This window comes from Streptomyces sp. NPDC059989, from assembly GCF_042736975.1.
Taxonomy (GTDB): domain Bacteria; phylum Actinomycetota; class Actinomycetes; order Streptomycetales; family Streptomycetaceae; genus Streptomyces.
The window spans coordinates 1-1,608 of the sequence record NZ_JBHWUO010000136.1; the positions used below are offsets into that span (position 1 = coordinate 1).

At 40.3% G+C, this 1,608-nt stretch carries 3 protein-coding genes and 1 pseudogene; all 4 read left to right on the top strand.

Annotated features, from left to right (window positions below):
* Positions 1-361 (top strand): minor capsid protein (locus tag ACFWBN_RS39905; protein ID WP_377982085.1); only part of this gene is annotated, 361 nt, incomplete at its 5' end.
* Between the two features lie 12 nt (positions 362-373).
* Entirely contained in the window at positions 374-823 is a 450-nt protein-coding gene (locus ACFWBN_RS39910; RefSeq protein ID WP_376912402.1) for a phage tail tube protein, read from the top strand.
* Positions 824-908: 85 nt separating this feature from the next.
* Positions 909-1,079: pseudogene (locus ACFWBN_RS39915) on the top strand (fibronectin type III domain-containing protein); the annotation flags it as partial.
* Positions 1,080-1,155: 76 nt separating this feature from the next.
* On the top strand, positions 1,156-1,539 hold the full coding sequence (locus tag ACFWBN_RS39920) for a hypothetical protein (protein WP_377554445.1): 384 nt from the start codon (positions 1,156-1,158) through the stop codon (positions 1,537-1,539).
* Positions 1,540-1,608: the final 69 nt, after the last annotated feature.

A 1,608-nucleotide genomic window follows, 5' to 3' on the forward strand; every position in this document is an offset into this window, starting at 1 on the left:
GTATATCGAAAGTAACATGCTCTTATTTAAAAAGACGCTGACCGTAGGCCCTTTGACAAGCGGGAACGACATTTCAATTTTGGCGATCCCAAGCGTTAAACCTACAAAAAACCTGGATATGTCCCGAAATTACATTTTTGCCTTTCAGATATTGGTCAGACATCTTGATCAATATAAATCATACACAACTTGTCAGCAAATATCAGACAAATTAGATACGTTAACTAACGGAGCGGTCACAAGTGGTGGCGGCTCTTTTACTTTTGTTAAATGCGAAGTTTACACAACGCCTAACTGGGTTGAACAAACACCAGAGGGCCACATATATACCGCAATGTTTCAAGCGGAACTATACCTATAAGGAGTGGGTTGAATGCCTCAAAAAGAAGGTCTCTTAATTAACTCATCACATAAATTCTTTATCGACATTACACCAGATGGAACGGAGCGCACATGGTCAAGACTTGCGAAAGGATTAAGCAGCTTTGATCCAAGTTTGAACGAAGAAAACGACCAAACGCAATACTTAAACACCGGAACCATGAAACAAACAACAGTAACAGGCGGCCAACAAACAATCGCATTCGAAGGTCATAGATATTATGGTGATGAAGCGCAAGAGTATGTTTTCAGCAAAAAATATAAAGTTGGCCCTGATCGAGAAACTAATTTCAAATGGGAAGAGCCGAACGGAAATATTATTGAATGCCCTTGTACCATTGCGACTATTGAAGGACCTGGCGGGGATGCAGGAGCTAAAGGTGAAATCAGTATTGAAATTCACCTCAATGGCGAGCCGACAGAAACAACAGCCACGCCCTAATGCGCCCCAAAATCTACGGTACACAGCTACTTCAGATAGTGTAACAGTGGAATGGGATGCCGTATAAGGGGCGGACTCATACAACGTTTATAGAGGCGCAGAGAAGAAGTTAGACGCAAATGTCACGACTACATCACACACACTGACGGGAATTGCGGCAGATACGCAGTTAACTGTAAATGTAACCGCAGTGAACGAGGGCGGCGAGTCTCCAATGTCTCAGATCGTCACGAAAACACAGCCAACACCAGCTTAATAAGTCAACATACAAGACATAGAGCGTTAGCGATTGCTAATGCTCTTTTTAATACTTAAAAAGGGGATGTAATGACATGACAGTTTTTAAAATTGATTTAGAAGTACCAAAACAGGAATTTGAGATTGGCGGCAAAGTTTTTGACGTTTATTACGATGATGAAAGCTTAAAAAAGCGGGAACAACTCTATCCTAAGATGAAGAAAAACTATGAGAAATTTAAAGGCATGGATTTCACAAAGCTTACTGAAGCAGAAATTTCTCAAGCTGAAGAAGCTGCAAATGAGGCTATGAAAGAACTAATTGAATCTTATTTTGGTGCAGAGAATTTTGATTTTATCTATCAAGCTGGCGGTAAGTCTGTTTACAACATGATTAAAGTTGTCGATATCGTTAACAGCAAACTAGAAGAGAAAATGGGAACGAGCAAAGCGGAGAAAGCAAAAAACTATATAAAGTAGTGATGGTCAGCGATGAAGCTTACTGATCGTTTTGAAGAAGATGTGATTATATTCAAGGGGAGGCGTATA